1 protein-coding gene is annotated in these 1,254 nt (G+C 58.1%); it reads left to right on the top strand.

All coding sequences use genetic code 11. The features are described from left to right. The first annotated feature begins 61 nt into the window (after positions 1 to 61). A protein-coding gene (locus tag BC443_RS14265) for an IS3 family transposase (RefSeq protein WP_139284330.1) occupies positions 62 to 1,224 on the top strand; the annotation gives its coding sequence in 2 pieces (ribosomal slippage) (positions 62 to 320 and positions 320 to 1,224; 1,164 coding nt in all). Positions 1,225 to 1,254 lie beyond the last annotated feature (30 nt).

Below are 1,254 nucleotides of genomic sequence, written 5' to 3'. Positions count from 1 at the left end.
CTGATCTTGCCCATCAGCAGTGGACACCCCGTTAAGACAGTACACTGAGACGAGGTGACCCATGACAAGGCAAGCTCCTTCGATGAAGAAAACCCGCAACCGTTATTCGTCCGAGTTCAAAGATGAGGCCTTGGCGCTCGCCGACCGTATCGGTGCCACCGCTGCTGCTCGCGAGCTTGGACTGCAGACCAGTCAGCTCTATCAGTGGCGTGCCAAGGCTCAGCAGAAGGCCAACACGTCCGAGCGTGAACAAGCGTTGGCCGATGAAAATGCGAGGCTCAAGCGGCAGCTCGCAGAGAAAGCGGAAGAGCTTGAAATTGCAAAAAAAGCCGCGGTGTATTTCGCGAAAAGCCTGAAGTGAAATACGCCTTCATCCATCAGCACCGTCAGGCGTTCTCCGTCCAGCGCCTTTGTCAGAGCGTCGGAGTCGCTCGTAGCGGCTATTACGCCTGGAGACATCGTGACGACGTGCCATCAGTCAGGCGTCACCGGCAAGCGGCTCTCGACTATCGGGTAGCCAGCGCTTTTCATCGCAAACAGGGCCGCTCCGGCGCGCCTCGATTGACGCTCGATCTCAAGGATGAAGGGCTGTCGATCAACCGCAAGACGGTCGCTGCCAGCCTGCGTCGTCAGGGGCTTCATGCCAAAGCGGCTCGTCGGTTCAAGGCAACGACGAACTCACGACACGGCCTGCCGGTTGCGCCCAATCTGCTGCAACAGGACTTTGTGGCAAAGGCGCCCAATCGGAAATGGGTCGGCGATATCACCTATCTGTGGACCGATGAAGGCTGGCTCTATTTGGCGGTTCTGCTCGATTTATATTCGCGCAAGGTCATTGGCTGGGCAATGCGTGAGCGCATGACAGCGGATCTCGTTGTCGACGCCCTGCAGATGGCGCTGTGGAACCGCCGAATGCCGAAGGGCGTCATCGTGCACAGTGACCGCGGAAGCCAGTACTGCTCGGTGTTATACCAGTCGATGCTGGCTCGGCACGGTCTGCACTGCAGCATGAGCGCCAAGGGAAACTGCTATGACAATGCCTGCGCCGAGAGCTTCTTCCATAGTCTCAAAGTCGAGGCGATCCATGGTGAACGCATCCGAACGCGAGAACAGATGCGCCAGCAGGTGTTCGAGTACATCGAATTGGACTACAACCGACAGCGTCGGCACAGTGCTATCGGGATGATCAGCCCGGTGGCCTTCGAGGCCCGAATGATCGCTTAAGTCGGTGTCCACCAACGCTGGGCAAGATCA

It is taken from the genome of Salinicola sp. MIT1003, from assembly GCF_001858555.1.
Taxonomy (GTDB): Bacteria; Pseudomonadota; Gammaproteobacteria; order Pseudomonadales; family Halomonadaceae; genus Salinicola; species Salinicola salarius.
Note: the sequence above shows the minus strand (reverse complement) of the source record. Positions and strands in the feature narration are given on the sequence as shown.